The sequence below is a fragment of the Stenotrophomonas beteli genome (assembly GCF_001431665.1).
In the GTDB taxonomy this organism is placed as follows: Bacteria; Pseudomonadota; Gammaproteobacteria; order Xanthomonadales; family Xanthomonadaceae; genus Stenotrophomonas; species Stenotrophomonas beteli.
In genome coordinates this window covers 37,471-64,260 of record NZ_LLXV01000019.1, presented here as the reverse complement: position 1 = coordinate 64,260, position 26,790 = coordinate 37,471, and the positions used below count along the sequence as shown (strand labels likewise).

General features: G+C 67.6%; 25 protein-coding genes. 8 read left to right on the top strand and 17 right to left on the bottom strand.

All coding sequences use genetic code 11. The features are described from left to right. Window positions 1-6: 6 nt before the first annotated feature. The 10 genes from ARC23_RS20285 to ARC23_RS03820 form a co-directional block, all read right to left on the bottom strand. The gene (locus ARC23_RS20285) at window positions 7-450 is read right to left on the bottom strand and encodes an REP-associated tyrosine transposase (RefSeq protein ID WP_080393010.1); all 444 of its coding nucleotides are present in this window, start codon (window positions 448-450) and stop codon (window positions 7-9) included. After that, window positions 447-1,205, bottom strand: a complete 759-nt coding sequence (locus ARC23_RS03860; protein WP_057496015.1) for a 2,3-dihydro-2,3-dihydroxybenzoate dehydrogenase — start codon at window positions 1,203-1,205, stop codon at window positions 447-449. Before ARC23_RS03860 ends, ARC23_RS20285 begins: the two co-directional genes overlap by 4 nt. Continuing rightward, on the bottom strand, window positions 1,196-5,086 hold the full coding sequence (locus ARC23_RS03855) for an enterobactin synthase subunit F (protein WP_057496014.1): 3,891 nt from the start codon (window positions 5,084-5,086) through the stop codon (window positions 1,196-1,198). Before ARC23_RS03855 ends, ARC23_RS03860 begins: the two co-directional genes overlap by 10 nt. Beyond that, entirely contained in the window at window positions 5,083-5,340 is a 258-nt protein-coding gene (locus ARC23_RS03850; RefSeq protein ID WP_057496013.1) for a phosphopantetheine-binding protein, read from the bottom strand. The genes ARC23_RS03855 and ARC23_RS03850 overlap by 4 nt, the downstream gene beginning before the upstream one ends. Next, window positions 5,340-5,972 carry an isochorismatase family protein gene (locus ARC23_RS03845; protein WP_057496012.1) on the bottom strand — a complete coding sequence of 211 codons (633 nt, stop codon included), beginning with the start codon at window positions 5,970-5,972 and terminating at the stop codon, window positions 5,340-5,342. The genes ARC23_RS03850 and ARC23_RS03845 overlap by 1 nt, the downstream gene beginning before the upstream one ends. Next, entirely contained in the window at window positions 5,972-7,624 is a 1,653-nt protein-coding gene (locus tag ARC23_RS03840; RefSeq protein ID WP_057496011.1) for a (2,3-dihydroxybenzoyl)adenylate synthase, read from the bottom strand. The genes ARC23_RS03845 and ARC23_RS03840 overlap by 1 nt, the downstream gene beginning before the upstream one ends. Then, a complete protein-coding gene (locus tag ARC23_RS03835; protein ID WP_057496010.1) occupies window positions 7,621-8,814 on the bottom strand; it encodes an isochorismate synthase in 1,194 nt (397 codons plus the stop codon). Before ARC23_RS03835 ends, ARC23_RS03840 begins: the two co-directional genes overlap by 4 nt. Further along, entirely contained in the window at window positions 8,811-10,007 is a 1,197-nt protein-coding gene (locus ARC23_RS03830; protein ID WP_057496009.1) for an MFS transporter, read from the bottom strand. The genes ARC23_RS03835 and ARC23_RS03830 overlap by 4 nt, the downstream gene beginning before the upstream one ends. A gap of 153 nt (window positions 10,008-10,160) precedes the next feature. Further along, on the bottom strand, window positions 10,161-10,490 hold the full coding sequence (locus tag ARC23_RS03825) for a DUF3817 domain-containing protein (protein WP_203226336.1): 330 nt from the start codon (window positions 10,488-10,490) through the stop codon (window positions 10,161-10,163). A 127-nt stretch (window positions 10,491-10,617) separates the two neighbouring features. Further along, window positions 10,618-11,562, bottom strand: coding sequence for a TIGR03571 family LLM class oxidoreductase (locus tag ARC23_RS03820; RefSeq protein ID WP_057496008.1), 945 nt, complete (start codon window positions 11,560-11,562; stop codon window positions 10,618-10,620). Between the two features lie 66 nt (window positions 11,563-11,628). Between ARC23_RS03820 and ARC23_RS03815 the strand changes: the two genes are divergently transcribed. The 5 genes from ARC23_RS03815 (at window position 11,629) to ARC23_RS03795 (ending at window position 15,860) form a co-directional block, all read left to right on the top strand. Beyond that, a complete protein-coding gene (locus ARC23_RS03815; protein ID WP_057496007.1) occupies window positions 11,629-12,078 on the top strand; it encodes a GNAT family N-acetyltransferase in 450 nt (149 codons plus the stop codon). A 138-nt stretch (window positions 12,079-12,216) separates the two neighbouring features. Continuing rightward, window positions 12,217-13,737 (top strand): thioredoxin family protein, encoded by a 1,521-nt coding sequence (locus tag ARC23_RS03810; protein WP_057496006.1) that lies wholly within the window; start codon window positions 12,217-12,219, stop codon window positions 13,735-13,737. 586 nt (window positions 13,738-14,323) lie between these two features. Then, window positions 14,324-14,953: a superoxide dismutase gene (locus ARC23_RS03805; protein WP_057496005.1), complete on the top strand. Its 630-nt coding sequence runs from the start codon at window positions 14,324-14,326 to the stop codon at window positions 14,951-14,953. Then, window positions 14,950-15,525 (top strand): flavin reductase family protein, encoded by a 576-nt coding sequence (locus ARC23_RS03800; protein WP_057496004.1) that lies wholly within the window; start codon window positions 14,950-14,952, stop codon window positions 15,523-15,525. Before ARC23_RS03805 ends, ARC23_RS03800 begins: the two co-directional genes overlap by 4 nt. Further along, window positions 15,525-15,860, top strand: coding sequence for a tetratricopeptide repeat protein (locus ARC23_RS03795; RefSeq protein WP_057496003.1), 336 nt, complete (start codon window positions 15,525-15,527; stop codon window positions 15,858-15,860). Before ARC23_RS03800 ends, ARC23_RS03795 begins: the two co-directional genes overlap by 1 nt. A 5-nt stretch (window positions 15,861-15,865) precedes the next feature. Here ARC23_RS03795 and ARC23_RS03790 read toward each other — a convergent pair whose 3' ends face one another. Together ARC23_RS03790 and ARC23_RS03785 are read right to left on the bottom strand one after the other, a co-directional pair. Next, a complete protein-coding gene (locus ARC23_RS03790; RefSeq protein WP_057496002.1) occupies window positions 15,866-17,014 on the bottom strand; it encodes a fatty acid desaturase family protein in 1,149 nt (382 codons plus the stop codon). A gap of 11 nt (window positions 17,015-17,025) precedes the next feature. After that, window positions 17,026-18,096 carry a ferredoxin reductase gene (locus tag ARC23_RS03785; protein WP_057496001.1) on the bottom strand — a complete coding sequence of 357 codons (1,071 nt, stop codon included), beginning with the start codon at window positions 18,094-18,096 and terminating at the stop codon, window positions 17,026-17,028. A 92-nt stretch (window positions 18,097-18,188) separates the two neighbouring features. Here ARC23_RS03785 and fabR point away from each other — a divergent pair, with 92 nt between their 5' ends. Further along, window positions 18,189-18,845, top strand: a complete 657-nt coding sequence (gene fabR / locus ARC23_RS03780) for an HTH-type transcriptional repressor FabR (RefSeq protein WP_057496000.1) — start codon at window positions 18,189-18,191, stop codon at window positions 18,843-18,845. A gap of 113 nt (window positions 18,846-18,958) precedes the next feature. Here the strand turns inward: fabR and mntR are convergent, their stop codons facing one another. Continuing rightward, window positions 18,959-19,423 carry a manganese-binding transcriptional regulator MntR gene (gene mntR, locus ARC23_RS03775; protein WP_057495999.1) on the bottom strand — a complete coding sequence of 155 codons (465 nt, stop codon included), beginning with the start codon at window positions 19,421-19,423 and terminating at the stop codon, window positions 18,959-18,961. Between the two features lie 117 nt (window positions 19,424-19,540). Here mntR and ARC23_RS03770 point away from each other — a divergent pair, with 117 nt between their 5' ends. Continuing rightward, on the top strand, window positions 19,541-20,872 hold the full coding sequence (locus ARC23_RS03770) for an Nramp family divalent metal transporter (protein WP_057495998.1): 1,332 nt from the start codon (window positions 19,541-19,543) through the stop codon (window positions 20,870-20,872). 87 nt (window positions 20,873-20,959) lie between these two features. Here the strand turns inward: ARC23_RS03770 and ARC23_RS03765 are convergent, their stop codons facing one another. The 4 genes from ARC23_RS03765 to ARC23_RS03750 all read right to left on the bottom strand — a co-directional run bounded on the left by ARC23_RS03765 (window position 20,960) and on the right by ARC23_RS03750 (window position 25,265). Next, complete coding sequence (locus tag ARC23_RS03765) at window positions 20,960-21,286, bottom strand: thioredoxin family protein (protein ID WP_057495997.1); 327 nt, start codon at window positions 21,284-21,286, stop codon at window positions 20,960-20,962. Beyond that, a complete protein-coding gene (locus ARC23_RS03760) occupies window positions 21,258-21,779 on the bottom strand; it encodes a flavodoxin (RefSeq protein ID WP_080393007.1) in 522 nt (173 codons plus the stop codon). The genes ARC23_RS03765 and ARC23_RS03760 overlap by 29 nt, the downstream gene beginning before the upstream one ends. After that, window positions 21,751-22,791, bottom strand: a complete 1,041-nt coding sequence (locus tag ARC23_RS03755) for a ribonucleotide-diphosphate reductase subunit beta (protein WP_057495996.1) — start codon at window positions 22,789-22,791, stop codon at window positions 21,751-21,753. The genes ARC23_RS03760 and ARC23_RS03755 overlap by 29 nt, the downstream gene beginning before the upstream one ends. Before the next feature lie 110 nt (window positions 22,792-22,901). Beyond that, window positions 22,902-25,265 (bottom strand): ribonucleoside-diphosphate reductase subunit alpha, encoded by a 2,364-nt coding sequence (locus ARC23_RS03750; protein WP_057495995.1) that lies wholly within the window; start codon window positions 25,263-25,265, stop codon window positions 22,902-22,904. A gap of 430 nt (window positions 25,266-25,695) precedes the next feature. On the opposite strand from ARC23_RS03750, the gene ARC23_RS03745 reads away from it, so the two are divergent. Further along, a complete protein-coding gene (locus tag ARC23_RS03745; RefSeq protein ID WP_057495994.1) occupies window positions 25,696-26,673 on the top strand; it encodes a zinc-binding dehydrogenase in 978 nt (325 codons plus the stop codon). Window positions 26,674-26,790: the final 117 nt, after the last annotated feature.

Below are 26,790 nucleotides of genomic sequence, written 5' to 3'. Positions count from 1 at the left end.
CCGGCATCAGAACCAGGCCGGCCATGCATACGGATACTCGCCAATCTGCCCAGCAAGACCGGCGCGTACCGGATTCCCCAGGATGTACAGCGCTTGTCGCGCCAGCGACTCCTCGGCCCTCACTGCATGATCAAAGCAGCCAGGCTGCCACACCGTACATCGACGCCCCGCCAAGCGATTCAGAGCAAGCGCGCTCGACGATTTCATCCGGCGCGCGATGTCTGGAAGGTGAGCTGCGCGCAGCTCGAACATCCAGTGGACGTGATCCGGCATGACGACCCATGCGTGTGACTGTACGAGCCCGCGCTGTTTGATGTAGTGAAACTGGTCGATTGCACATGCTGCAGCTTTGCTTTCCAAGAGCCGGCGACGCTGATGTGTGGTCGTTGTCAGAACGTAGAATTGGCCGATGATCGAGTGTCGGCCCAGGCAGAGGCGCTCGGAGCTCAGCCGCGCAGGGTGGCGCCGCCGTCGACATACAGATCGCTCATCGCCACGTGCCCGGCTTGCTCGGAGAGCAGGAACATCACCGAATGGGCGACATCCTCTGGGGTGGCGAGTTTGCGCAGTGGAATGCCGGCCTTGTAGGTCTCCAGGTTGCCTGCGATCACCCGCTCGGCACCGTGCTCGTCCCGCCACATGCCGGTCTGCATCGGGGTCAGCGTCGAGCCCGGGGCAACGATGTTGCAGCGGATGCCCAGCGGCGCCAGCTCCAGCCCGAGGCACCGTGTGAACATGGTCGCTGCGGCCTTGGATGCGGCATACGCTGCCATGCCATGCCGGGGGACGCCGGCCGCATTGGAACTGACGGTCACGATGGCGCCCTGCCCGCGCGGCGGCATCACCCGCGCGAGCGCACGACCGACATGGAACACGCCATCGGCATTCACTGCGAACACCCGGCGCCAATCATCGTTGCCGGTTTCGGTGACACCGCCCACATGCAGTACGCCGGCCACACTGGCGGCCAGCGTGATCGGCCCGATGCTGGACTCGACCTGATCCACCAGGGCGTCCACCGCGCCGCTGTCGGTTACGTCGAGCGCAAAGGCGTGCACACGCACATCTCCCGTAACAGGCGCTTCGCGATCGGTCGCCACCACGATGCAACCTGCCTCGGCCAACAACCGCACCAGTGCCTCGCCGATGCCGCCCGCGGCACCGGTCACCAATGCCACGCGGCCTTCAAAACCGGTCAACTGCATGCTGCGATCTCCTGTTGCTCGTCCCAGTGGCGCAGCCGCGCCGACAACCACGGCGCCAGCTGCGCCACTGCGTCGCGCCCGGTCAGTTCGGCATGCACGAACGGCAGCTCCAGCGCCTGCACCGCGCGCGCATGTGCACGCCACAGCTCCGACTGCAGCTGCGGCCGCGCCTGGTGATCGCGCCCTGCACGCACGTGTACCAGCGTCCCGTCGAAGGGCCGATGGATGTGTTCGCGTATCAATCGGTTGGTGCCGGTCACCGCGCGCACCACGCCGTCGAGCACCACATCCGGCAGGCTGCCCAGCGCACTGCCGCCGCGGCGCAGGAAGGCCAGGATGCGCTCGCGGCTGTCCAGCTCCGGATGCGCGTCCGGATCATGGCCGGCAATGGCCAGCAGCGCACGCAACGCGGCAATCGGGTCGGGCTCCGGCTCATCCCTCCAGCATTCACTGGGATAGGCATCGAGCAGCACCAGCTCACCCACCTCGCGTCCGATCTCATGCAGGCGCACCGCCATCGCCTGGGCGAGGATGCCGCCGACCGACCAGCCCAGCAGATGCAGCGGCCCCTTCGGCTGCAGCGCGACCACGCGCTGTACGTACTCATTGGCCATCGCCTCGATGCTGCTCGGCAGAGGCAGCCGCGCGTCCAGCGCAGGCGACTGCAGGCCGTACACCGGGCGCACCGGGTGCAGCGCCCGGGCCAGGGTCCGGTAATTCCAGGCGATGCCACCGGCCGGGTGCAGCACGAACAGCGGCGTGGGCCCGGCAGCGTCGGTCGCGGCCAACGCGATCACCGGCCCCAGCGCGTGGTCGGCCAGTGCGGGCGGTTCGGCAACACGAACCGCCAGCGCGGCCACGGTGGGCTGCGCGAACAAGGCACCCAGGCCCAGATCACAGCGCCAGCGCTGTTCGATGGCCAGCAGCAGGTGCACCGCCGACAGCGAGTCGCCGCCGAGGCTGAAGAAGTCCGCATCCACTGCCACGGGCGCATCGCGGCCCAGCGCCTGGGCGAACAGCGCGGCCAGCTCCTGCTCCAGCGGCGTGCGCGGCGCCAGTCCGGCAATCTCGTTCTGCGGCGGCTTCGGCAAGGCATTGCGGTCGAGCTTGCCGTTGGCGGTCACCGGCCAGTGGTCCACACCGACAAATGCCGAGGGCACCATGTAATCCGGCACGCGCATGGCCAGATGGCTGCGCAGCATGACGGGGTCGGCAAGCGCGGTTGGCACGTAGGCCACCAGCCGGGCATCGCCGGGCGCGTCCTGCCGCAGCAGCACTTCCGCGCGCACGATGCCAGGCAGTTCGCGCAGTGCCGCCTCGATCTCGCCCAGCTCGATGCGCAGGCCGCGCAGCTTCACCTGATGGTCGCTGCGGCCCGGGTACTCGACCGAACCATCGGCGCGCCAGCGCGCCACGTCGCCGGTGCGATAGATGCGTTCGCCAGGCAGGAACGGATCGGCGAGGAAGCGCTCGGCGGTCAGGTCGTCGCGACCGAGATAGCCACGTGCCAGTTGCACGCCGCCCAGGTACAGGTCACCGGCTACACCCACCGGCACAGGCTGCATCCGGGCATCCAGCACGTACAGGCGGGTGTTCCAGACCGGGAACCCGATCGGCACCGGCCGCGAGCGATCCTGCGCCGACGCCGGCCAATAGCTGACGTCCACGGCCGCTTCGGTCGGGCCATACAGGTTGTGCAGCTCGGCCTGCACGCGTGTGTGGAAGTGATCGCGCAGCGAGGCGTCCAGCGCCTCGCCACTGGTGAACACCCGGCGCAGCTGCAGCCCCGCCGAGGCCGGCGCAGCGAGGAAGGCATCGAGCATCGACGGCACGAAATGCGCCGTGGTGATGCCATGCCCGCGGATCAGGCGCGCCAGTTCGGTGGGATCACGATGCGCGTCCGGCCCGGCAATCACCAGCGTGGCACCGCACAGCAGCGGCAGGAAGAACTCCCAGACCGAGACATCGAAGGTGGCCGGCGTCTTCTGCAGGATCCGGTCATCGGCGCGGATGCCGTAATGCTCGCGCATCCACAGCAGGCGGTTGACGATGGCGCGGTGCTCGATCACCACACCCTTGGGCTCGCCGGTCGAGCCGGAGGTATAGATCACATAGGCCGCGTCATCGGGTGCCGGGTCGGCCCACGGTGCGGCAAAGCTCAGCGCGGTCCACTGTTCGGGCGCGAGCACCGGTACGCCAGCCATACGCGACGATACGTCCGCCGCAGCCAGTACGCACACCGGCTGCGCCGAGGCAAGAATACGCGCCAGGCGCTCATCGGGATGGGCAAGGTCCAGCGGCAGGTAGGCCGCGCCTGCCCGCAGCACCGCGACCAGCGCGATCACCAGCTCCAGCGAGCGCGGCAACGCCACCGCCACTACGCTGCCCGGGCCGACATCCATCGCCCGCAGCTGTGCCGCCAGCGCGAAACTGCGCGCTTCCAGCGTTGCGTAATCCAAGGCAGCGTCGCCGAGCAACAGCGCAGGCGCGTGCGGGTCCCGATCCATGCCCTGCTGCAGCAATTCAACCAGGGTGGTCTCAGGAAGCGCGTGCGCGGTGGCATTGAAACCCTGCAGCACCTGCTGCGCCTCCACGGGCGTCGCCAGAGGCACCGCGGCAATATCGTCAGCCTGCAGTGCTGCGGACACGAAATGCAGCAACCGCGCCGCGTGGGCCTCGACATCCTCGCGACTGTAAAGCGCGGGATTGGCCTCGATCTCCAGATCCAGCAGGCGCTGGCCGTCGCCACGGAAGCCCAGCGTCAGGTCATCCACCGGCCCGGTGCACAGCACCTCCAGCGTCGCCTGCACACCGGTCAGCGCCAGCGGCCTGTAGAACGGCTGTACATTCACCAGCGGACCATGCAGGCGCTGCTGCGCGCCGACCAGGCCGAGATCACGGCGCAGCTGCTCACCCCGGTAGCGGCCGTGCCTGCGGCCCTGGCTCAGCTGGCGGCCGAGCCGACGCGTGAACGCCTCGACGCTGCCCTCACCGGCCGCCACGCGCAGCGGCAACACATTCATCACCATCGCCGGTACACGCGCCGACGCGTTGCCGAGCCGCCCCATGTAGGGCACACCCAGCACCACCTCATCGGCAGCGCCCATGCGCCGCAGGTACTCGGCCGCCAGCGCGGCCAGCACATCCGGCCACGGTTGCAGCCAGCTCGCCGAAACCTGCAGCAGACGTTCGCGGAACGCCGCATCCAGCGGCTGCACCCAGCGCAGCGCATCGTGACTGGCGGCCACGGTACCGTACAGGCCGGCCCCGGCCGGTGCGCCCTGCATCTGCTCGCGCCACCACTGCCCCGCCTGCGCACGGCGCGGGTCGATACGGTAGGCAAGATCATCGGCCAGCACGCCCGCAAGCCCCGGAAGCGTATCGCCCCCGCGCCCTGCATAGAGCGCGCAGACCCGGTCGCTGAACAGCGCCATGCCATAGCCATCGGCAGCCAGATGGTGCACGCGCAGGTACCAGACCCAACGCTGTGCCCCCAGGTTGAACAGCGCCTGCTGGCTGATCCGGTCGCGGGTGGGATCGACCGCATTGAGGCGATCGGCCTGCATCAGGCGGCGCACTGTGCACTCCGGATCGGCGTCTGCGGACAGGTCATGCATCGACAACTGCGGCGCATGCGACGGGTCATGCCACTGCAGCGGCTGGCCATCGGCCCCTTCGGCAAAGCGCAGCGCGAGCGCCTGTGCCTCGATGGCGGCCTGGTTGGCGGCCGCCACGAACGCCGGCACGTCCAGCGGACCGTCAATCCACACGGCATGGGCAGTGTTGAAGGACGGATTGTCCGGCGCCAGCCGCTGCGCGAACCACAATCCGGCCTGCGCCTCGGTCAATGCCACCGGCGTGGACAGCGCAATGGCGTTCATGCGCCCTGTGATGCCTGCAGCGTCTGCACCACACTCCACCACTGGCGCAGCGTGGTGTGCTCGGCCAGCTGCGAGAACTCCAGCGGCAGTCCGGTGTTGCTCCACGCCAGTACCAGGCCAAGCATGCGCATTGAATCCAGGTCCAGATCCATCAGGTTGTCGTCGTTACCGATCTCATCCGGCGTGCAGTCCAGCACCCGCGCAACATCGGCGCGCATCCGCTCCAGATCCAGCACCTCACCCGTGGTAGCCATCACAGCACCCCCAGCAGCTGGTCGGTGGTCATCGGCACGCCACAAGTGCGCGCGATCCAATGCAGTGCCTGATCGTGGTCGGCACGCGAGAAATCGGCCACTGCATCGGCGGCGATGAAGGCCTCGATGTCACGCTGGAAGGCTTCCACCGCTGTCGCGGTGCAGCCGATATGGGCGTACACGCCGGTTACCAGCAGCTGGTCACGGCCACGTACCCGCATCAGCGTCTCCAGGTTGCTGCGCTGGAACGCGCTGTAGCGGTGCTTGACCAGCACGTGCTCGCCCGGCTGTGGCGCCAGCACTTCGATGATCGGTTCATGGTCGGCGCTGCGGCGCATGCCCGGGCCCCACAGGTCGGCCTGCAGGCCACGGTCACGGCGATCCTGGTCGCCATGCTGGGCGGTGTAGAACACCGGAATACCGTGCGCGCGGCAATGCGACAGCAGGCGTGCGATGTTGTCCACGGCCGGCCGCAGCGGTGCGTTGCCGGCGTCGAACGCGGCCAGGAAGTAGCGCTGCATGTCATGCACCAGCAGCGCGATCCGATCGCGCTGCGGGCGCCACGGGCCACGCGCCTGCGGCAGTTCGGCGGCGGTCGGCAAGGGATAACCAGTGATACGGGGCAGCGCCATCAGCGCGTTCCTCCTGTCTGTTGCAGATGACGCGCACGCAGCTGCGCGCGCAGTTCGCGGCGGCTGATCTTGCCGACCGCGGTGGTATCGAAGCTGTCGACGAACACGACCTGGTCGGGCACCTTGAACGCCGCCAGGCCGCGCCCGCGCATCCACGCCTTCAGTGCCGGCGCCTTGAACGGTTCGCCCTGCGGAATCACGAAGGCACAGCTGCGCTCGCCCAGGTACTCGTCGGGAATGGAGACCACGGCAGCATCGAACACGCCAGGGTGTGCCAGCAGGTGGTCCTCGATCTCCTCGGCGGAGATCTTCTCGCCGGCACGGTTGATGTGGTCACCGGCGCGGCCCTGCACCACCAGGTAGCCTCCGGGCAGCTGCTGCACACGGTCGCCGGTGCGATAGAAGCCGTCGTCGGTGAACGAGCGCGCATTGGCTACCGCATCGTTGTGATAGCCACGGATGGTGTACGGGCCACGGGTGAGCAGATGCCCCACCTCGCCCTCGGCCACCGGCTGGTCATGGTCATCGACCACGCGGACTTCGTCATCCGGGCTGATCGGCCGGCCCTGGCAGGCCACGATCAATGCTTCCGGATCATCCAGCCGGGTGTAGTTGACCAGGCCTTCGGCCATGCCGAACACCTGCTGCAACGTGCAGCCAAGGCCGTCGATGACCCGCCGCGCGGCCTCCGGCACCAGCTTGGCCCCGCCTACCTGCAGTACCTGCAGGCTGGACAGGTCATGCTTGCTGGTGGTGGCGGCCTGTGCCCACAGCAACGCCAGCGGCGGCACCAGGCCGCAGCAGGTCACCTTCTCGCGGGCGATCAGCGGGAACGCGACATCCGGTCCGGGGCCCGGGCTGAGCACGACGCGGGCGCCGGCATACAGCGCGCCGAAGAAGCCCGGCGAGCTCATCGGGAAATTGTGCGCGGCCGGCAGCGCAACCAGATAGACGCTGTCGCGGTCGATGCCGCAGAGGTCATTGCTGGCGCGGAACGAATAGATGTAGTCGTCGTGGGTGCGCGGAATCAGCTTGGACAGCCCGGTGCTGCCTCCGGAAATCTGCAGGAACGCCACCGACTGCGGGTCCGGATCGGCTGGCAGCTGGCTGCGATCGCCCTGCAGCGCCTCCAGCGCGATGAACTCCGCCGCATCGCCGTCGATCACCACATGGCGAACCGCCGGCACTTCGGCCTGCAGCGCCCGCGCCAGCCCGCGATGATCGAAACCATCGTGCAGCCCGGTGGTGATGTAGGCACTGGCCTCGGCCTTGGTGGCGAAGTGCACCAGCTCGGTGATGCGGTGCGCCGGCAACGCGTAGACCGGCACCAGCCCGGCGCGGAACAGGCCGCAGACTGTGGTGATGAAGCCTGCCGTGTTGCCCAGCTGCACCAGCACCCGCTCCCCCTGCCGCAGGCCGAGCGCCAGCAGGCCGGCACCGATGCGCCCGGCTTCGTGCCAAAGCTGCGCGTAGCTCAGGCGGGCATCACCGGCGACCACCGCGATGTCGTCGGCATAGCGTTCCGCGCGTTCGCGCAGGAACGCCGGAAACGTCTCGCCACGCCAGTGACCGGCCTGGCGATAGTGCGCGGCCAGTTCTTCGGGCCACACCTGCTGCAGTGGCAGGCGGGAGCAATCAGCGGAGGTATTCATTCGGCAGGCTCGATGGTGGCCGCGGATTCATGGACACCCAGCGCATTCAACAGGGCAGCGAACTTGGCCGCGGTTTCGGCCACCTCGGCCGCGGGCTGTGACTCGGCAACGATGCCGGCGCCGGCGTACAGGCGCAGCTGCGTGCCCTGCAGCCGCGCACAGCGGATTGCCACATGCCAGTCGCCGTCGCCTTGTGCATCCAGCCAACCGACCGCGCCGGCATAGAAGCCGCGCGGCACCGGCTCCAGTTCGCGGATACGCTGCAGCGCGGCCGCACGCGGCGTGCCGCACACCGCTGGCGTGGGATGCAGCTGTGCCAACAGCACGGCAGCCGAGGTCCGCGGATCCTTCAGCGTGGCATGGATGCGCGTGCCCAGGTGCCACATGCTGGCTGTGGCGTGCAGCGCGGGACGTGGTTGCGCATCGATGTGGCGGCAGTAGGGTGCCAACCCATCGACAATCGCCTCGACCACGTGCCGGTGCTCATCGTGATCCTTGGCCGAAGCCAGCAGTGCCTGCGCCGCGCGCTCGTCCTCGGCGGCATCGGTGCGGCGACGCGCAGACCCAGCCAGCGGGTGCGACAACAGCTCCGCGCCACGCTTGCGCAGCAGCAGCTCCGGTGTTGCGCCGACCAGCCAGGCCGGTGCGTGCCCCGGTTCGACCGGAAGCGGCACCGCATAGGTCGCCACCGAGGGATCCGCACCCAACCGCGCCAGCAGCACCTCCGGAGACAACGCATGGCGGGTGTGTGCCAGCAGGCTGCGTGCCAGCACTACCTTGCGCAGACCGTGTTCCGGTGCGCGCAGGACCTGCACCGCGGCCGCCACTGCGGCCGCGTAGGCCTGCGGCACAGGCTCGGCGCGCAGGGCACCGTCCAGCGGCGGTGGTGCCTGCGGCTGCAACGGCAACGGCGGCAGCACACGTTCGGGCTGGTACAACGCATCGTCGGCACGCGGCTCGAAGGGCACCGCACCGACCAGCAGGCCCGGCCCGCCGCGCTGTTGTGCAAAGAACGTGCCGGCACGTTCGGCCAGCGTCGCCAGCACCCCAGCGGACAATGCCGTGCGGCAGCCACGCGCATGCACATGCTGGCCGGCGTGCTGCAACAGGAACAGCGAGGCATCTTCCAGGTGCTCCACTGGCGATGGCACAGCCTCCGGCCACCCGACCTGCATCAGGGAATCGTTCATGGGGTCTCCTTCATCCGATGCGCTGCGGCCAGCGCGCACAGCAACAACAGCAGTGCGCCGACCAGCAGGTAAGGCAGGCTCGGCCCGCCGCGATACAACAGCGTGCCGAGCATCGGCCCGGCCACCATGCCCAGGCCCTGCGCGGCCGCCACGGTGCCGGCCGCGGCGCCCTGCTCGTGCGCCTGCACCGCATCGGCGGCCAGCGCCTGGAACGAGGGGAATACGAAACCCATGCCGAATGCAGCCAGCGCGTAGGCCGCAGGCAACTGCCAAGCCTGCTGCACGCCCGCCACCGACGCAAAGCCGATGCCGGAAATGAGGGCGCCAAGGACGATCCAGCGGCGTGGATGTACCTCCAGCTTCATCACCAGCGCCTGCGCCAGGATCAAGCCGGCACCAACCGAGGTCAGCGCAATGCCCGCCATGCGCGCGCCCGCAGCCGCATCCAGGCCCAGCCGATCAATCGCGAAGAAGCCGACCGTGACCTGCGCGATGGTCACCGAGACCATCGCGATGAACGCTGCCAGCTGCGGCAGGCGCAACCGCGAGTCGAGGCGGCTCATCGGTGCGCGGCGCTGTGCGGACGCGCCCACCACGGGCGGTGTAGCCGGCAGCCGCCAGGCCAGCATTGCCAGCGCCAGCAACGGCAGCAGCGCGGCCACGTACAGCGCCAGCGACAGGTTCGTATAGGCCAGCCAACCGGCGGCGGCTGGGCCCAGCACCATCCCCAGTGCGTTGGCGCTGCCCAGGCGGGCCAGGAACTTCGCACGTTGGCCGGTCGGCGCCTTGTCGGCGATCAGCGCGGCTGCGGTAGGAGGCACGGCGGCATAGAACAGGCCGATCAAGCCGCGCGTGCCGACCAGCACCAGCACCGAGACCAGCATCGGCGGCACGGCCTGCAGCGCCACATCAATGAACACCGCCAGCGCGATGTAGACCACGGTGTAGGCGCTCATCGCCAGCATCAGCACGCGCTTGCGGCCGATGCGGTCGCTGAGCTGGCCCCAGGGGCGCGCGGCCAGCATCCACAGCACGCCGGCAGCGGTGACCGACAGGCCGGCATGCCACTCGGACAGGCCGAGCAGGCGGACCACCGGGCCGATCACCGCGACAAAGGACATCATCGCCATGGTGCCGATCAGGGCCGCCAACACCAGCGCCGGCAAGCCGGGAACGACGGGACGTGCGTGCATGGAACACCAGCCGTAGCAGAGAAGGATCCCAGGGCACGCCCGCGTGCCCTGCCCCGCATCCGCCCCGCTCAGGACCGGATGCCACCCTCAAATGATAACGGCTCGTATTTGCATTTGATACCCATTCTCTTGAACGGGCGCGCAACAGCGGGTTCAGCGCATTGCACGCAGCCCCAGCAGGCCTCGGTGCTTGAACCACCACTCCAGCGGCAGCGTCACCAGCGGCGGGATGGCTGCCAGCAGCGCAAGGGCACTGGCCCACCACGGCCAGCGCAGGCGCACCGCCGCGAACAAGGTGACCGCGACGTAGACCAGGAAGGCCACCCCATGCAGCGGCCCGAACAGCTTCACCAGGGCCACGTTGGCCATCGGGCCGTACTTCATCCACATGCCTATCAGCAGGCCGGCCCAGGTCACAGCCTCGATGAAAGCGACCGCGGCGAACAGGCGTCCGGTCGGGTGCAGAGTGGAACGTTGGGTCACGCGGGGCTCCGTCAGCGGGATATCAAATGCGAATGATACGCAGATGCACGCCACATGTAGAGTCGAGCCATGCTCGACTGCTTCTGCACGATATGCCGAATCAACGACAGTCGAGCATGGCTCGACTCTACCGTCGGTGCGCGGCTACCACCGGCAACACCTGCTCACCGATCTCGCGCAGCACTGCATCCATCGGCCGCCCGTTGTCGACCAGGTTGAACATCACGTGCGCCACGCCCTGCGCGTGCACGCGCTGCAGATAATCGCGCAGCCCATCGCGGCCGACCTTCAGGCCCAGTGGCAGCGGTGCCGGAGGCGCCTGCGGGTCGGCCTGAAGATCCAGCAGCATCGACTGCACGAACGGCTTGCCCGGCCCACCGCGCTGCACCAGCGCCTGCTGCCACAGGCCGATACGCCCTTCCTGCGCGGCCTCCTCGCGATGATAGGTAGCCCAGCCTTCGGCCTCGCGCGCGATCCACTGCAGGCTCTGCCGCGCGGTACCCACCACCAGCATCGGAATGCGCGCCGAGGGCGCTGGAAGCACGTCGAAGCCACCGGTTGCCTGCAGTACGGCACCCCGCCCATCGGCCTCCGGTGACAGCGCCGCACGCAGCAGCGACCAGCGCTCGCGGAAGATCGCCGCCCTGCCCTCCAGATCCTCGCCAAACGCAGCGAATTCTTCCGGGCGGTCACCGGAGCCCAGTCCCAGCACGAAGCGTCCACCGCTGATCCGGTCCAGGCTCAAGGCCGACTTCGCCACCTGCAGCGGTTGCCGCAGCGGCAGCACGATGGCCGCACTGCCGACCACGATGCGCTCGGTCGCGGCCGCCAGCATGCCCAGCCACAGGAACGGATCGTCCAGCGCACTTGCTGTCGCGTCTGGTCCCTGTGGCACCATCAGCGGCACATCGCGCGCCCACAACGCAGCGAAGCCAAGATCGTCGGCCAGCCGTGCGATGCGCCGCGCCGCCTGCGGATCGGCCAGCCCCCGCGACTCCACCGGGGTCATCAGGCCCAGGCTCAGGCCCTGCTCTGGAAACAACGCAGCGTAAGCGGGATTGAAATCACTCATGCCGGCAGCTTAGCGTGCAGGCATGCGGTAACGATGACGCACCGCCCACCACCGGAAGAACACTGCATGCCGAGGATCCGCCCCGCCCACGTCGATGACCTGCACGCGATCAGCGCGGTGTGCCTGGCCGCGTTCACTGCGGCGGTGGCGCCCTCGCTCAGCGACGCCGGCGTCGCCACGTTCGGCAGTGTCGCCGCCGCCGATGCGTTCGCTGCACGCCTGCAGGGCGACAACCACATCCTGGTGGCCGAGCAGGACGGCCGCATCGTCGGCGTGGTCGAGCTGAAGGAAGGCCGGCACCTGGCGATGCTGTTCGTCGATCCCGCCTGCCAGGGCCAGGGCGTCGGCCATTCGCTGTTCGAGGCGGCGCTGCCGCAGGTGCGCGAACCCGTGCTGACCGTGCGCGCCTCACTCAACGCAGTGCCGACCTACCTGCGTTATGGGTTCGTGCTGGACGGCGAGGTCGGCGAGTTCAATGGGCTGGTCTACCAGCAGATGGTGCGTGCAGCCACCTGAAGGCAGGTGCCGGGCATGATCCTGCACCCCGCCCAGTGCCCGGCGGCGTCATGCCCTGCCACTCGCCCGTCATAAGCAAACTGAATCAGCAGGCTGCCCCGACCGTTCCTACAATGGCCTGCCACCCTGCCCTTCGAGATGCTGCCGATGCGCGTCGCGCTTTCCGTGTTGCTGCTGGCTTCGGCGCTGAGCGCCTGCACTCCAGCCCCGGTTTCCACCGCCAACTCCGCCGAAGCCCCTGCACCGGCCACAGCCATCGCCTGGCGCCAGGGCGACGTCGACGACGCCTTCGCCGAGGCCGCCGACAGCGGCAAGCCGGTGCTGCTGTACTGGGGCGCGGTCTGGTGCCCGCCGTGCAACCAGCTCAAGGCCGGGCTGTTCAAGGACCCGGCCTTCATCGCGCTGACCAGCAAATTCGTTCCCGTCTATCTGGATGGCGACGAGGAAGGGGCGCAGGCCTGGGGCGAACGCTTCGGCGTACGCGGCTACCCGACCCTGATCGTGCTGGACCCACAGCGCAATGAGCTCACCCGCGTGGCCGGCGGCAACGACGCCGCCGAACTGACCCGTGCGCTGACCGTCGCGGCCGGTCGCCGCAGCGCCATCGCCGCCACCCTGGCGACTGCACTGGCCACGCCGGACAAGCTGGGCGCCGAAGACTGGCAGGTGCTGGGCGACTACGGCTGGGAAGTCGATGCCAACCGCCTGGCCGGCGAGCGCCGGAGCCAGGATGTGCTGCGCCAGCTGTCCAAGGCCGCACCCGAAGCTGCCCTGCGACGCCGCTTCGCCCTGCTGGCCCTGGCCACCGCGGACACGCCGGCCAGCTCGCCCACCGAAGTACGCGAGCTGCTGCAGGCAGTGCTGGCGCAACCTGCCGAAGTCCGTCGTAACCGCGAACTGCTGGGCTTTGCGGGCGCCTCGCTGGTCAAGCAGGCCAGTGCCGGGCCGGCCACCACCAACACGCTGGGGCAGCAGCTGCTGGTCGCGCTGGAGCGCGCAGACGCCGAGCGAGGTGATCGCGCCGACGACGCGTTGTCGCGTGCGCTGACTGAAGTATCGCTGGCCCGCCAGCAGCAGCCGAAGGGCGCACTGCCTGCGGTTCTGGTTGAGCGGGTCAAGCAGCGCGTGGCCGCTGCCGATGCAGCCGCCACCGAAGTGCATGCACGCCAGGCAACGATCAGCAGCGCGGCATACGCATTGCGCGAGGTCGGTGACGACGCGGGTGCCGAGGCACTGTTGTTGGCCGAATTGAAGCGCAGCGAGCAGCCGTACTACTACATGCCCGAACTGGCCGAACTGGCCGAACAACGCGGCGATACCGTCGGGGCACTGGAGTGGTTGAAGCGTGCCTACGACGGTGCGCAGGGTCCGGCCACCCGCGTGCAGTGGGGCGTGCTGTATGTGGAAGGCCTGCTGAAGCTGGCACCGGACGATGCACCGCGCATCGAACAGGCCACCGCATCGCTGATCGCCGAACTGCAGGCACAGCCGTCGGGCTACCACCAGCGCACCCGCCAGCGCTTCGAGCGCCTGGCCGGGCAGTTGAAGGCGTGGAGCGGCAAGCACCAGGGCACCGAGACATTGGCACGGTTGCAGCAGCGCATGCAGCAGGCCTGCGGTGAACAGGTGGATGGTGCGTGCAAGGACTGGTTGAGTTGAGTTGATGAAGGCGCTGGCGGCTGGTTCGCCTGCCGGCGCTTTTGTTGATCCGTGTGGGAGGGGGCGGGGGCCGCTGGCCAGGACACGCAAAAGCCCCTCCATGGTGCTCGATGGCGCCATCCTTGGCGCCAACGGTCCTGTCCAGCGGCCCCCGCCCCCTCCTGACAGTTTCCTGCGAGCGCGGGCAGCGCAACAGCGCGCTGGCGAGGCTCGAAAGGCGGGTTCTGGTAGTGCCGGCCGCTGGCCGGCAACCCGACCTTCGCTGATTGCCAGCCAGCGGCCGGCACTACCACGTCGCTCCTGCTCCTGCCTTTGACTCCGTCTCCGCGCCAGCGCAGGGAGCTGTCCTGCAGGGGCTGATGGGTCAGCGCAGGACCGTTGGCGCCACGGATGGCGCCATCGAGCCCCCATGGATGGGTTCACGGCGTGTCCTGCGCTGACCCATCAGCCCCTGCCTGCCAGGAAGAATCAAGGCGACGAACGCGCACGCATTTCAGTCTCTGCCCTTGACCTCAACCAATGTTGAGGTGCGATAACAGTCTCCCCACGGCCAGCCTCTCTGGCCTTCCCCACGGAGATTGCTTCGATGTCGTACTCGCTTCCCCCGCTTCCCTACGCCTATGACGCCCTCGAGCCGCACTTCGATGCGCGCACGATGGAGATCCACCACAGCAAGCACCACCAGACCTACGTCAACAACCTCAATGCCGCCATCGAGCAGGCCGGCATCGCCGAACAGCCGGTCGAGGCACTGATCGCCAACCTCGATGCCGTGCCCGAGGCGCAGCGGGGCGCGGTCCGCAACAACGGCGGTGGCCATGCCAACCACAGCCTGTTCTGGACCGTACTCAGCACCAACGGTGGTGCACCCGATGATGAACTGGCCGCCGCCATCGACCGCGATCTCGGCGGTTTCGACGCCTTCAGGGAGGCGTTCAGCAAGGCGGCGCAGACCCGCTTCGGCAGCGGCTGGGCCTGGCTGACCCGCGATCGCGATGGCCGCCTGCAGGTGGAAAGCAGCGCCAACCAGGACAGCCCGCTGATGGGTGCAGCCGTGGGCCTGTCCGGCAACACCCCGATCCTCGCACTGGATGTCTGGGAACACGCCTACTACCTGCACTACCAGAACCGCCGCCCGGACTACATCGGTGCGTTCTTCAACATCATCAACTGGGCCGAAGTCGGCCGGCGCTACCGCCAGGCCCGGGCCTCATGAGCGGCGGGACACTACCGTATGCCGGGCCATGGGCGGGGGTGTTTCCCGCCCCGGCCCCAGTGCCCTCGGTCACCATGCCGCCGCGTGCACTGCGGCGGCTGCTGGGCCATTTCCCGACCGGCGTGGCCATCGTCTGCGCGCGCGATGCGCAGGGCAGACCCGTCGGCCTGACCGTCAACTCGTTCGTTCCGATGTCACTGCAGCCACCGCTGGTGCTGTGGAACCTGGCGCTGCACGCACAGAGCCTGTCCGCCTTCCAGCGTGCCACCCGCTTTGCGATCAGCGTGCTGGCGGCCGACCAGGAGGCACTGGCCCGGCGCTTCGCCGATCCGCAGGTACGCAACCGCTTCGATGGCCTGGCATTGCTGGATGACACTGACGACGCACCGCCGCGGATCACTGGTGCGGTGGCCCACCTCACCTGTACCCGCCACGCACAGTGGCCGGTGGGCGATCACCTGCTGCTGGCCGGCCGCATCATCGACGTGCACGAGAACGGCGGCGCGCCGCTGCTGTTCCATCGCGGCCGCTTCCAGCCCGGTCCGGCCGAGCTGCTGGTGGAGGTAAGCTGATGAACATCGAAGCACTGGAATGCATGCTCGCCGCCGGCAAGGACGGCGCGTTGCTGCGCTTCGGCCTGGGCAAAGGCTGGCTGGATGCCGGCAACCCGGTGCGCGCGGCCACCCATCTGGGCCGCTGCGTGGTGCTCGACCCGCAGTACTCGGCGGCCTGGAAGCTGCTCGGCAAGGCGTGGCTGGCCAGTGGCCAGCCGCAGGCGGCACGGGAAGCCTGGCAGCGCGGCTTGAGCGTGGCCGGCAGCATGGGCGACCAGCAGGCGCGCAGGGAAATGCAGGTGTTCCTGCGTCGCCTGGACCGCGAACAGGCGGCCCCGGCGAAAGCGGGCTGAGCCGATCAGCCCGCGTTGGCCGATGCCGGTGCGGACATGATGTCCGCCATCGGCAGGCGGCGCGGCTTGCTCGGGAAGGCGTGGCGCAGGATGCGCCAGACCACCTGGCCGAACTGGCGCGGCAGCGAGCCGTTGTTGTAGTGCTGGCCGTAACGGTGGCAGATGTCCTTCACTTCCTTGGCGATGGCCGCGTAGCGGTTGGCTGGCAGGTCCGGGTAGAAGTGGTGCTCGATCTGGTGGCTGAGGTTGCCTGACAGCACGTTGATCAGGAAGCCGCCGCTGATGTTGGACGAACCGCGCAGCTGGCGCAGGTACCAGTGCCCGCGCGACTCATTGCGCAGGCATTCCTTCGGGAAGGTTTCCGACTCGGCGGTGAAATGGCCGCAGAAGATGATCACGTAGGTCCAGATGTTGCGCAGGCCATTGGCCACCATGTTGCCCAGCATCACGGTAAGGAAGAACGGGCCGGCCAGCAGCGGGAAGAACACGTAATCCTTCAGCACCTGGCGGGCCATCTTGCGCGCCACCGGGCGGGTCTGCATCCACATCGCGCGGCCGCTGATACGCCCCTTCAGCCAACGACCCAGGCGCAGGTCCTGCGCGGCCACGCCCCACTGGAACAGCAGCGCGAAGATCGGCGCGATGATCGGCTGCAGCAGGTAGAACGGCTTCCAGCGCTGTTCCGGGAAGATGCGCAGCAGGCCGTAGCCGATGTCATCGTCCATGCCGCGCACGTTGGTATAGGTGTGGTGGCGGAAATTGTGGGTCTTGCGCCAGTTGTCGGCGGTGGCCACGATGTCCCACTCGTAGGTGTTGCCGTTGAGCTTGGGGTCGCCGGTCCAGTCGAACTGGCCGTGCATGACGTTGTGGCCCAGCTCCATGTTCTCCAGGATCTTCGACAGCGCCAGCAGCAGCGTGCCGGTGATCGCAGCCGGCCACAGCAGCGGCATCCAGAACAGCGGCGAGAACGCCGCCAGGAACAGCAGGCCACGGCCGCCCACGCCGAACCAGCGCACGGCAGCGGCGACGCGGCGGATGTAGCGGGTATCGGAGGCGCCGAGGCTGCCGATCACACGGTCGCGGATCGCGTCGAGTTCCTCGCCGAAGGCATGCATCTCGGCAGTACTCAGGGCACGGTCGGTAGCGCGGGTCATGGCAGGCGTCCTCAGAGATCCAGGGTCAGGTCGGTGGTCGGTGCGCTCACGCAGATCCGCACCGGCTGCGCCGATTCGGAGTGCAGCTCGCCGGTGCGCAGATGGCGGGTGGCGCCAGCGACGCGATCACAGGTGCAGGTGTTGCAGATGCCCATCCGGCAGCCGTGCTTGGGTTTGATGCCATGGGCTTCCAGGCTTTCCAGAAGCGAACGGCCGCGCGGCACGCTCAGCTGGCGACCACTGCGCGCCAACGTCAGTGACACCTCACCCTCGCTGCTGGTGTCACGCAGCGGCGCCGGAGGCGTGAAGGCCTCGGCCTGGAACCCGGCCACCTGGTGCGCCAGGCGTTCGCGCGCGGCGGCGACAAATCCATCCGGGCCGCAGGCCAGCACATGGCGCTGTGCCAGCGGCGTGTCATCGCCGCGCACCTGCAGGTCATGCCTGTCGATGCGCGCGGCCGGGGTGTCGCCTTCGCGGGTGGCCAGCAGATGCACGCGCAGATTCGGCTGCGCTGCGGCCAGCGCCTGCAGTTCATCACGGAACTGCACATGGGCGGCAGTGCGCTCCCAGTAGAACAGGTCCACCGGCGCCGCCAACGGACGCTGGCAGGCCTCGCGCAGCAGGCTGCGCATCGGCGTGATGCCACTACCGGCGGCCAGCAGCAGCACCGGCGCGGCAGCGGGCATATGGAACTCGCCGAACGCGGCATCGACACGGAACAGTTCGCCCGGCCGTGCGTGGTTGACCAGATGCTGGCTGACCCGGCCACCCTCGACCGCCTTGACGGTGATCGCCAGTTCGCGCCGCCCCAGCACCGTCGGACTGTAGCTGCGCTGCCACAGGCGCCCTTCAATCTCCACGCCCAGGGTGACGTGCTGGCCGGCGCGCATGCCGGCCCAGTGCCGGTTGGTGCGCAGGACCAGCGTTGCCGCGCCCTCGCCGGCCGGCTCGCGCCGCACCAGGCGGGCCACCGGCTCGCGCAGGGTCCACAGGGGATTGAGCTGGCCCGCCCAGAAATCGAACAGCGACGGCGAGACCCAGCGGTAGGGAGAGAACAGGGACGGACGGACGACAGCGCTCATGGGCGCACTATACGGGCGCACATACACCTGTGTATACATGTGTATATTGAACCGGATTGGGTATGATTCAGCCTTGCCTCACCGGAAGACCCATGGCCGCCGCCACCGCCCTGACGCCGAACGAAGATGCCAACAGCCCGGCCCGCCGAACGGTGAGCCGCGAAGATCTGTTGGCTGCCGCTCTGAAGCTGATCGGGCCGCACCGCAGCCTGTCCACGCTCAGCCTTCGTGAAGTGGCCCGCGAGGCGGGCATCGCCCCGAACAGCTTCTATCGGCAGTTCCGCGACATGGACGAACTGGCCGTGGCCCTGATCGACGTGGCCGGCCGCTCGCTGCGCACCATCATCGGCGAGGCGCGCCAGCGCGCCACCTCCAGCGCCACCAGCGTGGTGCGCGTGTCGGTGGAGACCTTCATGGAGCAGTTGCGTGCCGACGACAAGCTGCTGCACGTGCTGTTGCGCGAAGGCGCGGTCGGCTCGGATGATTTCAAGCACGCGGTCGAACGCGAGCTGCACTATTTCGAGGAAGAGCTGCAGCACGACCTGGTGCGCCTGGCCGCTCTGGATGGTGCGGTACTGCATGCCCCGGAACTGGTGGCCAAGGCCATCACGCGGCTGGTATTCGCGATGGGCGCCACCGCCATGGACCTGCCGCCGGAGAAGGATCCGGAACTGGTCGATCAGATCTCCACGATGATCCGCATGATCATCGTCGGCGCCCGTACCCCCGCCGCCTTCCGGCGCGGCTGACGACCGGGCCCCGGGGGCGGATCCCTTTCCGCCGGAAAGGGCGCTGACCTGCCTCCCTGCCCACACCGCATGTCCAACCTGCGGCCGCGCATGGCCCGGCGCCATCGGCCTGCTCAGCCGCCCTCGGCCTTCCGTACGAACGCCTCGAACAACGCCAGCGTCTGTTCGCTCACGTGATGCTCGATGCCCTCGGCATCGCGGCGTGCGGTATCGGCGTCCACGCCCAGCGCCAGCAGGAAACGCTCCACGGTCTGGTGGCGCTGGCGGCTGGCATGGGCCAGCGCCTCGCCTTCCGGGGTCAGGAACACGCCACGGTACGGCCGCTGCACCACCCAGCCATCACGGGCCAGGCGCCGCAGCATCTTCGCCACCGTCGGCTGGGCCACGCCCAGGCGCGTGGCGATGTCGACCTGGCGGGCCTCGCCGCCGTCGGCCAGCAGGTCCGAGATGAGCTCGACATAGTCCTCCACCAGCTCCATCCGGTGCGCCTCACGCACGTGCCGGAAGCTCTCGACCTGGCGCTCGGCCTCGATCAAGGGGGTGCTTTTCAGCGATGTCGAATCGTCGGTCCTGCCCACGCCTGCGCCTGTCCTTCCGGTGTACTCCGGGGTTGAACCTGAATTCTGGACCAGTGACGCGATAAAGACGATTGTTTCACATTGCTAATGACTATAGCAGGAGCTATATTCGGTCCCATGAGCACCCTGGCGCCCCGCGACCCTTCGGCCTCCACTCCGGCCAGCCTGGGTGCGCTCAACGCCTCGGTCGCGGTGCCCGACAAGGGTCACTGGTGGTTCCGACTGCTGGCCTTCCTCGGCCCGGGTTACATGATCTCGGTCGGCTACATGGACCCGGGCAACTGGGCCACCGATCTGGCCGGCGGTTCGCGCTTCGGCTACCTGCTGTTGTCGGTCATCCTCATCTCCAACCTGATGGCGGTGATCCTGCAGGCGCTGTCGGCGCGGCTGGGCATCGCCACCGGCATGGACCTGGCGCAGGCCTGCCGCGCTCGCTACCCGAAGCCGGTGAACCTGGCGCTGTGGGCGCTGTGCGAGGCGGCGATCATCGCCTGCGACCTGGCCGAAGTGATCGGCACGGCGATCGCGCTGAAGCTGCTGTTCGACCTGCCGTTGCTGTGGGGCGCGGTGATCACCGCACTGGACACGCTGCTGGTGCTGCTGCTGATGAACCGGGGCTTCCGTGCACTGGAAGCCTTCGTGATCGCGCTGCTGATGGTGATCTTCGCCTGCTTCGTGGTGCAGATCGCGATGGCTGCACCTCCGGTGATGGCGGTACTGGGCGGCTTCATCCCGCGCGCGCAGGTGGTGACCGATCCGCACGCGCTGTACATCGCCATCGGCATCATCGGTGCCACGGTGATGCCGCACAACCTGTACCTGCATTCATCCATCGTGCAGACCCGCGCCTACCCGCGCACCGATGAGGGCCGTCGCAGCGCACTGCGCTGGGCGGTTACCGACAGCACCCTCGCACTGACCCTGGCATTGTTCATCAACGCCAGCATCCTGATCCTGGCGGCGGCCGTGTTCCATGCCAACGGCCGCTTTGATGTGGAAGACATCGAGCAGGCGCACCAGCTGCTGGCACCGATGCTGGGCGTGGGCGCGGCGGCCACCCTGTTCGCGGTGGCCCTGCTGGCCTCGGGCCTGAACTCCACGGTGACCGCCACCCTGGCCGGGCAGATCGTGATGGAAGGCTTCCTGCGCCTGCGCCTGCCGCCGTGGCTGCGTCGACTGATCACACGCGCACTGGCAATCATTCCGGTGGTGGTGGTGATCATGCTGTTCGGCGACCAGGGCGCGGTGAAGCTGCTGGTGCTGAGCCAGGTGGTACTGTCGATGCAGCTGCCGTTCGCGATCATCCCGCTGGTGCGGATCGTCACCGACAAGGTGGCGATGGGGGCGCTGGTGGCCCCGCGCTGGCTGGGTGCGATCGCCTGGATGATCGCGCTGGTGATCGTGGCACTGAACGTGAAACTGCTGGTGGATACCTTCTGCGGCGCATAGCGCGAAATGCCAGGGACGCCGTTGTAGAGTCGAGCCATGCTCGACTCATCGCACACCGCACGAACAGCAGCCGAGCATGGCCCGGCTCTACAAATGCAACGCGATCGCGGCCTCGATCTGCTGCGGCGACTGGAACCCGGCCAGGCGCGTGCGTTCGTCACCGTCACGGAACAGGGACAGCGTCGGCGTCTGCCGCAGCCCCAGCTCCCTGAAGAATGCCTCACCGAGTACTTCCAACTGCACGCGCAGCAGGGTCGTGCCCTGCCCCGCCACGCTGTTGGCTACGCGATGCAGTGACATTTCCAGCATCCGGCATCCCGGGCACTGCTCTTTGTGGAAATCCACCAGCACCCGCGGGTGCTCGGCCAGCAACTGCTGGAACTGCTCAGGCGTGGTGGCGTCGATGATCTGCATCGGTGGTGCTCCAGTAGTGGGCCAGGACCGCATCGGTCCAGGCATTGATGGCCGCGGCGTGGCGTTCGCCGTGCGGCATCTGTTCGATCTCCAGCGCGGGGTAGTCGCTGTGGAAATAGCGGATCAGCCGGTGGACAGCGCCGCAGTAGTACTCCTGGCCCCACTGGCTCTCGCCGGTGCCAAACACGGCCAGCTGCCGTGGCCGCTCGCCGCGCTCGGCGATGCCAGCCACCCAGCCCTTCATTTCGGAGGGTGTGCGCCCGGCGTTGTCGGTCCAGCAGCCCAGCAGCACCAGGTCGGCCTCGTCGGCGGCCAGTGGCGGTATCTGGCGCAGGTCGTCAGCCTCCTGCCAATACACGGCATGGCCGGCAGCGCGGCAGTGCCCGGCGATCTGCCGGCCAAGCTCGCGGGTATTGCCGCTCAGCGAAGCGACCACCACCAGGATGCGCAGCGCCCTGCGCGGCTCAGAGATCGTCGAAGCCGTTGTCGACATTGGTCTTCTTGTAGCTTGCATTGCGCATCTCGAAGAAGTCGGTCTTGGTCTCGGTGAAGTTGTCGGCGTAGGCCTTGATCCACGGCATCACGTTGTCGGTGGTATCGCTGTACAGGCGCTCGATACCGAGCATGCCGGCCATCTTGTTGGCGCGGTACTTCACGTAACGCGTCATTTCCTCGACATCGATGCCGTCGATGCCGTCCAGCACTTCCGACGACCACTGGGTCTCCAGCTCGATGGCATGCTGGAATGCGCCGTGCACGTAATCGGTCAGCTCGTGGGTCTGCAGTTCCGGGTTCTCGCCGACGATCGCGCGGATCAGCTCGCTGATGAACTTGGTATGGGCCAGCTCGTCACGGTTGATGAAGCTGATGATCTTGCCGGTGCCGGTCATGCGGTTCTGCCGCACCATGTTGTAGAAGTAGGCGAAGCCCGAATAGAAATTGATGCCCTCCAGGATCGACGACTGGATCAGCGACTTCAGCAGCGTCTCGGCGGTCTTCTCACGCATGAAATCGTCATACGCGCCCATGATCGGCGCGTTGCGCTTGATGATGGTCGGGTGCGTGCGGGCGATCTCGAAGATGCGGTTCTGGTTCGGCAGGTCGGTGATCGAGGCCAGCACGTAGCTGTAGCTCTCGTTGTGGATCACTTCCTGCTGGCCGATGATGGCCGCATTGGCATGCGCGGCCGGGTCGGTGATGTACTCGGCCACGTTGTAGATGAAGCGGGTCTGCGGCGAATCGAGCGTGGCGAGCAGGCCGATGATCGAGTCGTAGGCGTTCTTCTCGCGCCCGGACAGCTCGCCGTACTGGCGCGCGTCCAGCTTCATGTCCACTTCGTCGGGGATCCAGAAGTTGGTCGACAGCTCCTTGTAGGCCCGATAGAACGACGGGTACGGAATGTCGTTCCAGTTCAGGATGCCGCTGGTACGGCCGTTGATGATGCCGGTGCTGCGGTTGGGATGGCGCGGTTCGAGGATCTTGATGCGGTCGAGGGAGGTTGCCATGGTCGTCTACCTTCGTGTTACGTGCATTGCAGATGTAGAGCCGAGCCCACGCTCGGCTGCTCTTCGCGTCTGAGCCGAGCATGGGCTCGGCTCTACAGGAGTCGCGGCGGTCAGCTGGCGCACCACTCGCATTCGCTGATGTCGATGTCGTTGGAGCGCACGTAGTAGGTGGTTTTAAGCCCCTCGCGCCACGCCGTCAGATGCAGCTCCAGCAGCGTGCTGGCGCGGATGGTGCTGGGCACGTACAGGTTGAAGCTGATCGACTGGTCGACATGGCGCTGGCGGCGCGCGTTCTGGCGCACGCTGGCGAACTGGTCGACCTTGTAGGCGCCCTTCTCGTAGTACGGCCAGGTTTCCAGCGACAGGCCCGGCGCCGCCACCGGCCGCCGGAAGTCTTTCTTTTCCTCGTAGTAGAACGCACTGTAGATCGGGTCGATGGAGGCGGTGGAACCGGCAATCTGCGCGGTGCTCATGTTCGGCGCCACCGCCAGCAACCAGCCGTTGCGCAGGCCATGCGTGGCGACCTCGCGGGCCAGGCTGTCCCACGTGGCGCCGCTGTAGTCGCGGTCGCGGAAGTAGCGGCCGTTGTGCCAGTCGCTGCCAGTGAACATCGGATAGCTGCCCTTTTCCCTGGCCAGCTGCATGCTGGCCTGGATGGTCAGGAAGTTGATGCGCTCGTAGAGACGGTCGGCCAACGCTTCGGCATCCGGTGATTCCCACTGGATCGCCTGCTGCGCCAGCAGGTGGTGCCAACCGAAGGTGCCGAGGCCGATGGCGCGGTACTTGCGATTGGTGATCGTGGCCTGCGGTACCGGCAGCGCGTTGAGGTCGATCACGTTGTCGAGCATGCGCACCTGGATCGGGATCAGGCGCTCCAGCACGTCGGTGGCCAGCAGGTCATCCGGTGCGCTGATCGCGCGGCCGAGATTGATCGAGGACAGGTTGCAGACCACGAAGTCACCGGCGCGGCGCGTGGTAACGATCTGGTCGCCGCTGACGATCTCCTGGATCATCCGCGTCGGGCTCATGTTCTGCAGGATCTCGGTGCACAGGTTGCTGGAATGGATCATGCCCGCGTGCTTGTTCGGATTCCGGCGATTGACCTCGTCGCGGTAGAACAGGAACGGGTTGCCGGTCTCCAGCTGGCTGAGCATGATCCGCTTGAACAGATCGATGGCCTTCACCGTGCGGCGGCTGATGCGCTCATCCGCCACCAGCTCGGCATAGCGGTCACGGAAGCTGCCCGCACCGCGCGTCTCATCGTAGAAGTCCTGCAGGTACCAGCCCTTGGCCTGCTTCACCTCGTGCGGGTCGAACAGGTACCAGTCGGCGCGGCGCTCGACCGCTTCCATGAACAGGTCGGGCACGCACACCGAGGTGAACACATCGTGCGCGCGCAGCCGCTGGTCGCCGTTGTTGAGGCGCAGGTCCATGAACGCTTCGATGTCGCGGTGCCAGATATCCAGATACACCGCCACCGCGCCCTTGCGCTGGCCAAGCTGATCAACCGACACCGCGGTGTTGTTCAGCTGCTTGATCCACGGCACCACGCCGCCGGAGGAATTGGGTACGCCACGGATCGGTGCGCCACTGCTGCGCACATAGCCCAGGTAGGCACCCACGCCGCCGCCATGCTTGGACACACGGGCGATATCGGTATTGGAGTCATAGATGCCCTGCAGGCTGTCGTCCACCGTGTCGATGAAGCAGCTCGACAGCTGGCCGCCGACCTTGCCGGCGTTGGCCAGGGTCGGCGTGGCTACCGTCATGTACAGGTTGGACAGCGCCCAGTACGCCTCGCCGACCAGCTGCATGCGGCGTTCGCGCGGCTTTTCCTCCTGCATCAGGTACAGCGCGATCGTGAGCCAGCGCTCCTGCGGCAGTTCGTAGACCTCGCGGCTGCGGTCGCTGGCCAGGTAGCGCGTGGCCAGCAGGTACAGGCCGTTGTAGGCGAACAGCCGGTCGCGTTCCGGATCGATCATCCCGCCGGCCTGCTGCAACTCTTCCTTCGAGTAGCAGCGCAGGATGTCGTTGCTGTAGATGCCGCGATCAGCCAGGCTTTCCTGCAGTCCCACGTAGGAGCCGTACTTCAGGCTGACATCGTAGAAGCGGTTGCGGCTGGCGCGCTTGTACAGGCGGCGCAGGTAGATGCGCGCAGCGAACTGTTCCCACTCGGGCGCGACCAGGTCCACGCGCGATTCGGCCTCGCGGATCAGCAGGTCGACCAGATCATCGGCACTGAGGCTGGTCTTGCGCTCGACCATCGCCTGCACCACGCGGCGATAGTCGCTCACGTCCAGCTGCGGGAACTCGGCATGCACCGCATCGATGCTGCGCTGCAGGCGCTCGGCGTCGAACGGCAGGCGACGGTTGCCGGCCTCCTTGGTGATCCAGGTCGGCACGCGCTCGCCACCAGCGCGCAAAGCGTCGCCGGCGCCGGCCAGATCGGCCGCGCGGTAGGTGTTGTCGGTCATGGTCCTGCGTCTCCAGGCTCGCACGCACAGCGGCGTCGATGCCGTGGCAGCCCTGCACGCGATACCGGCGCACGGGGCGATCGGGTGGTATGCCAAAGCGCGGGAACACCAGGTCGTCGGCGATAGCCTGCGCCTGCGGCCGGTATCCGGGCCGTGGGGGCGATCTGGGTCCGCACGAAGGCGGCCGCGTCGACACGGCAAGCCTTCAGGGGCGGGCCGCGGGACGTTTGCTGCATGTCCGGCGGCGGCGGCTGACCGGGAGTGACGGCCACAACATAGTGGGGATACTCCAAACCGTCAACACAAGATGCGGTAATCACGACATGCCGCGACGATCCGTCGCAGGACGCCGTGTTGCAGCGGCGACACCTTGTCGACATCCCCTGCGTCCCCAGTTCGCTACAACATCACTTTCTTCGGAACATCGCTCATGCGCGCTGCCCAGTACCCCTCCTTCGGCGATCCGGCCGACGTCCTTGCCATTGCCGATGCGCCGCTGCCTGAGCCCGGCCCCGGCGAGGTGCGCATCCGCACCGTGCTGGCCTCGATCCACAACCATGACCTGCTGACCGTGCGTGGCCTGTACGGCTACAAGCCGACGCTGCCGGCCATCGCTGGCAGTGAGGCACTGGGCGTGGTCGATGCACTGGGCGAAGGGGTCGAGGGCCTGCAGATCGGCCAGCGCGTGGCCGCCGCCTCGGTGCACGGCACCTGGGCCGAAGCATTCATCGCACCGGCACGCATGGTGATTCCGATGCCGGACGCCATCCCCGACGAAATGGCCGCACAGCTGATCGCGATGCCGCTGAGCGCGCTGATGCTGCTGGAGTTCCTGCACGTCGAGCCCGGCCAGTGGATCGTGCAGAACACCGCCAACGGCGCGGTGGGCAAGTCGCTGGCAATGCTGGCGCGGGCGCGTGGCGTGCATGTGGCCAACCTGGTGCGCAACGCCGATGCGGTCGCGCAGCTGCAGGCGCTGGGCATCGATCATGTGTTCGACACCTCGGTAGATGGCTGGAAAGATCGCGTGCGTGAGGCGACCGGCGAAGAACAGGCGGCCGCCGCGGTGGATTCCATCGGCGGCGACGCCAGCGGTGACCTGGTCGACCTGCTCGGCCACCATGGCACCCTGGTGTCGTTCGGTGTGATGAGCGGCCAGCCGATGCACATCCCCGCCGGCGGCCTGATCTACAAGGAAGCCACGGTGAAGGGCTTCTGGGGCAGCAAGGTCAGCCAGGCGATGGCGGTGGAGGACAAGCGCCGGTTGGTGGGCGAACTGCTGAAGCGTGCGGCCAGTGGTGAGCTGACACTGCCGGTGGAGCAGGTCTTCGCACTGGACGACATTGCCCAGGCAGTGAAGGTCGCAGGAGGCTCGGGCCGCAACGGCAAGGTACTGCTGCGTCCCTGAGACTCGGACAACCGGGGTCAGATCCCTTTCCGCTGGAAAGGGATCTGACCCCCAGGAGGCGTGCGGACCAGCGCTTACTTTCGTTAAGAACCTGTGATGTATAACTGAATGCGCTTT

Bases quoted from the DNA above. Each gene is read 5' to 3' on its own strand.
- ARC23_RS03860 (WP_057496015.1), bottom strand. From the start codon at position 1,205: ATGCAGTTGACCGGTTTTGAAGGCCGCGTGGCATTGGTGACCGGTGCC.
- ARC23_RS03855 (WP_057496014.1), bottom strand. From the start codon at position 5,086: ATGAACGCCATTGCGCTGTCCACGCCGGTGGCATTGACCGAGGCGCAG.
- ARC23_RS03850 (WP_057496013.1), bottom strand. From the start codon at position 5,340: ATGGCTACCACGGGTGAGGTGCTGGATCTGGAGCGGATGCGCGCCGAT.
- ARC23_RS03845 (WP_057496012.1), bottom strand. From the start codon at position 5,972: ATGGCGCTGCCCCGTATCACTGGTTATCCCTTGCCGACCGCCGCCGAA.
- ARC23_RS03840 (WP_057496011.1), bottom strand. From the start codon at position 7,624: ATGAATACCTCCGCTGATTGCTCCCGCCTGCCACTGCAGCAGGTGTGG.
- ARC23_RS03835 (WP_057496010.1), bottom strand. From the start codon at position 8,814: ATGAACGATTCCCTGATGCAGGTCGGGTGGCCGGAGGCTGTGCCATCG.
- ARC23_RS03830 (WP_057496009.1), bottom strand. From the start codon at position 10,007: ATGCACGCACGTCCCGTCGTTCCCGGCTTGCCGGCGCTGGTGTTGGCG.
- ARC23_RS03820 (WP_057496008.1), bottom strand. From the start codon at position 11,562: ATGAGTGATTTCAATCCCGCTTACGCTGCGTTGTTTCCAGAGCAGGGC.
- ARC23_RS03815 (WP_057496007.1), top strand. From the start codon at position 11,629: ATGCCGAGGATCCGCCCCGCCCACGTCGATGACCTGCACGCGATCAGC.
- ARC23_RS03810 (WP_057496006.1), top strand. From the start codon at position 12,217: ATGCTGCCGATGCGCGTCGCGCTTTCCGTGTTGCTGCTGGCTTCGGCG.
- ARC23_RS03805 (WP_057496005.1), top strand. From the start codon at position 14,324: ATGTCGTACTCGCTTCCCCCGCTTCCCTACGCCTATGACGCCCTCGAG.
- ARC23_RS03800 (WP_057496004.1), top strand. From the start codon at position 14,950: ATGAGCGGCGGGACACTACCGTATGCCGGGCCATGGGCGGGGGTGTTT.
- ARC23_RS03795 (WP_057496003.1), top strand. From the start codon at position 15,525: ATGAACATCGAAGCACTGGAATGCATGCTCGCCGCCGGCAAGGACGGC.
- ARC23_RS03790 (WP_057496002.1), bottom strand. From the start codon at position 17,014: ATGACCCGCGCTACCGACCGTGCCCTGAGTACTGCCGAGATGCATGCC.
- ARC23_RS03785 (WP_057496001.1), bottom strand. From the start codon at position 18,096: ATGAGCGCTGTCGTCCGTCCGTCCCTGTTCTCTCCCTACCGCTGGGTC.
- fabR (WP_057496000.1), top strand. From the start codon at position 18,189: ATGGCCGCCGCCACCGCCCTGACGCCGAACGAAGATGCCAACAGCCCG.
- ARC23_RS03770 (WP_057495998.1), top strand. From the start codon at position 19,541: ATGAGCACCCTGGCGCCCCGCGACCCTTCGGCCTCCACTCCGGCCAGC.
- ARC23_RS03765 (WP_057495997.1), bottom strand. From the start codon at position 21,286: ATGCAGATCATCGACGCCACCACGCCTGAGCAGTTCCAGCAGTTGCTG.
- ARC23_RS03760 (WP_080393007.1), bottom strand. From the start codon at position 21,779: ATGTCGACAACGGCTTCGACGATCTCTGAGCCGCGCAGGGCGCTGCGC.
- ARC23_RS03755 (WP_057495996.1), bottom strand. From the start codon at position 22,791: ATGGCAACCTCCCTCGACCGCATCAAGATCCTCGAACCGCGCCATCCC.
- ARC23_RS03750 (WP_057495995.1), bottom strand. From the start codon at position 25,265: ATGACCGACAACACCTACCGCGCGGCCGATCTGGCCGGCGCCGGCGAC.
- ARC23_RS03745 (WP_057495994.1), top strand. From the start codon at position 25,696: ATGCGCGCTGCCCAGTACCCCTCCTTCGGCGATCCGGCCGACGTCCTT.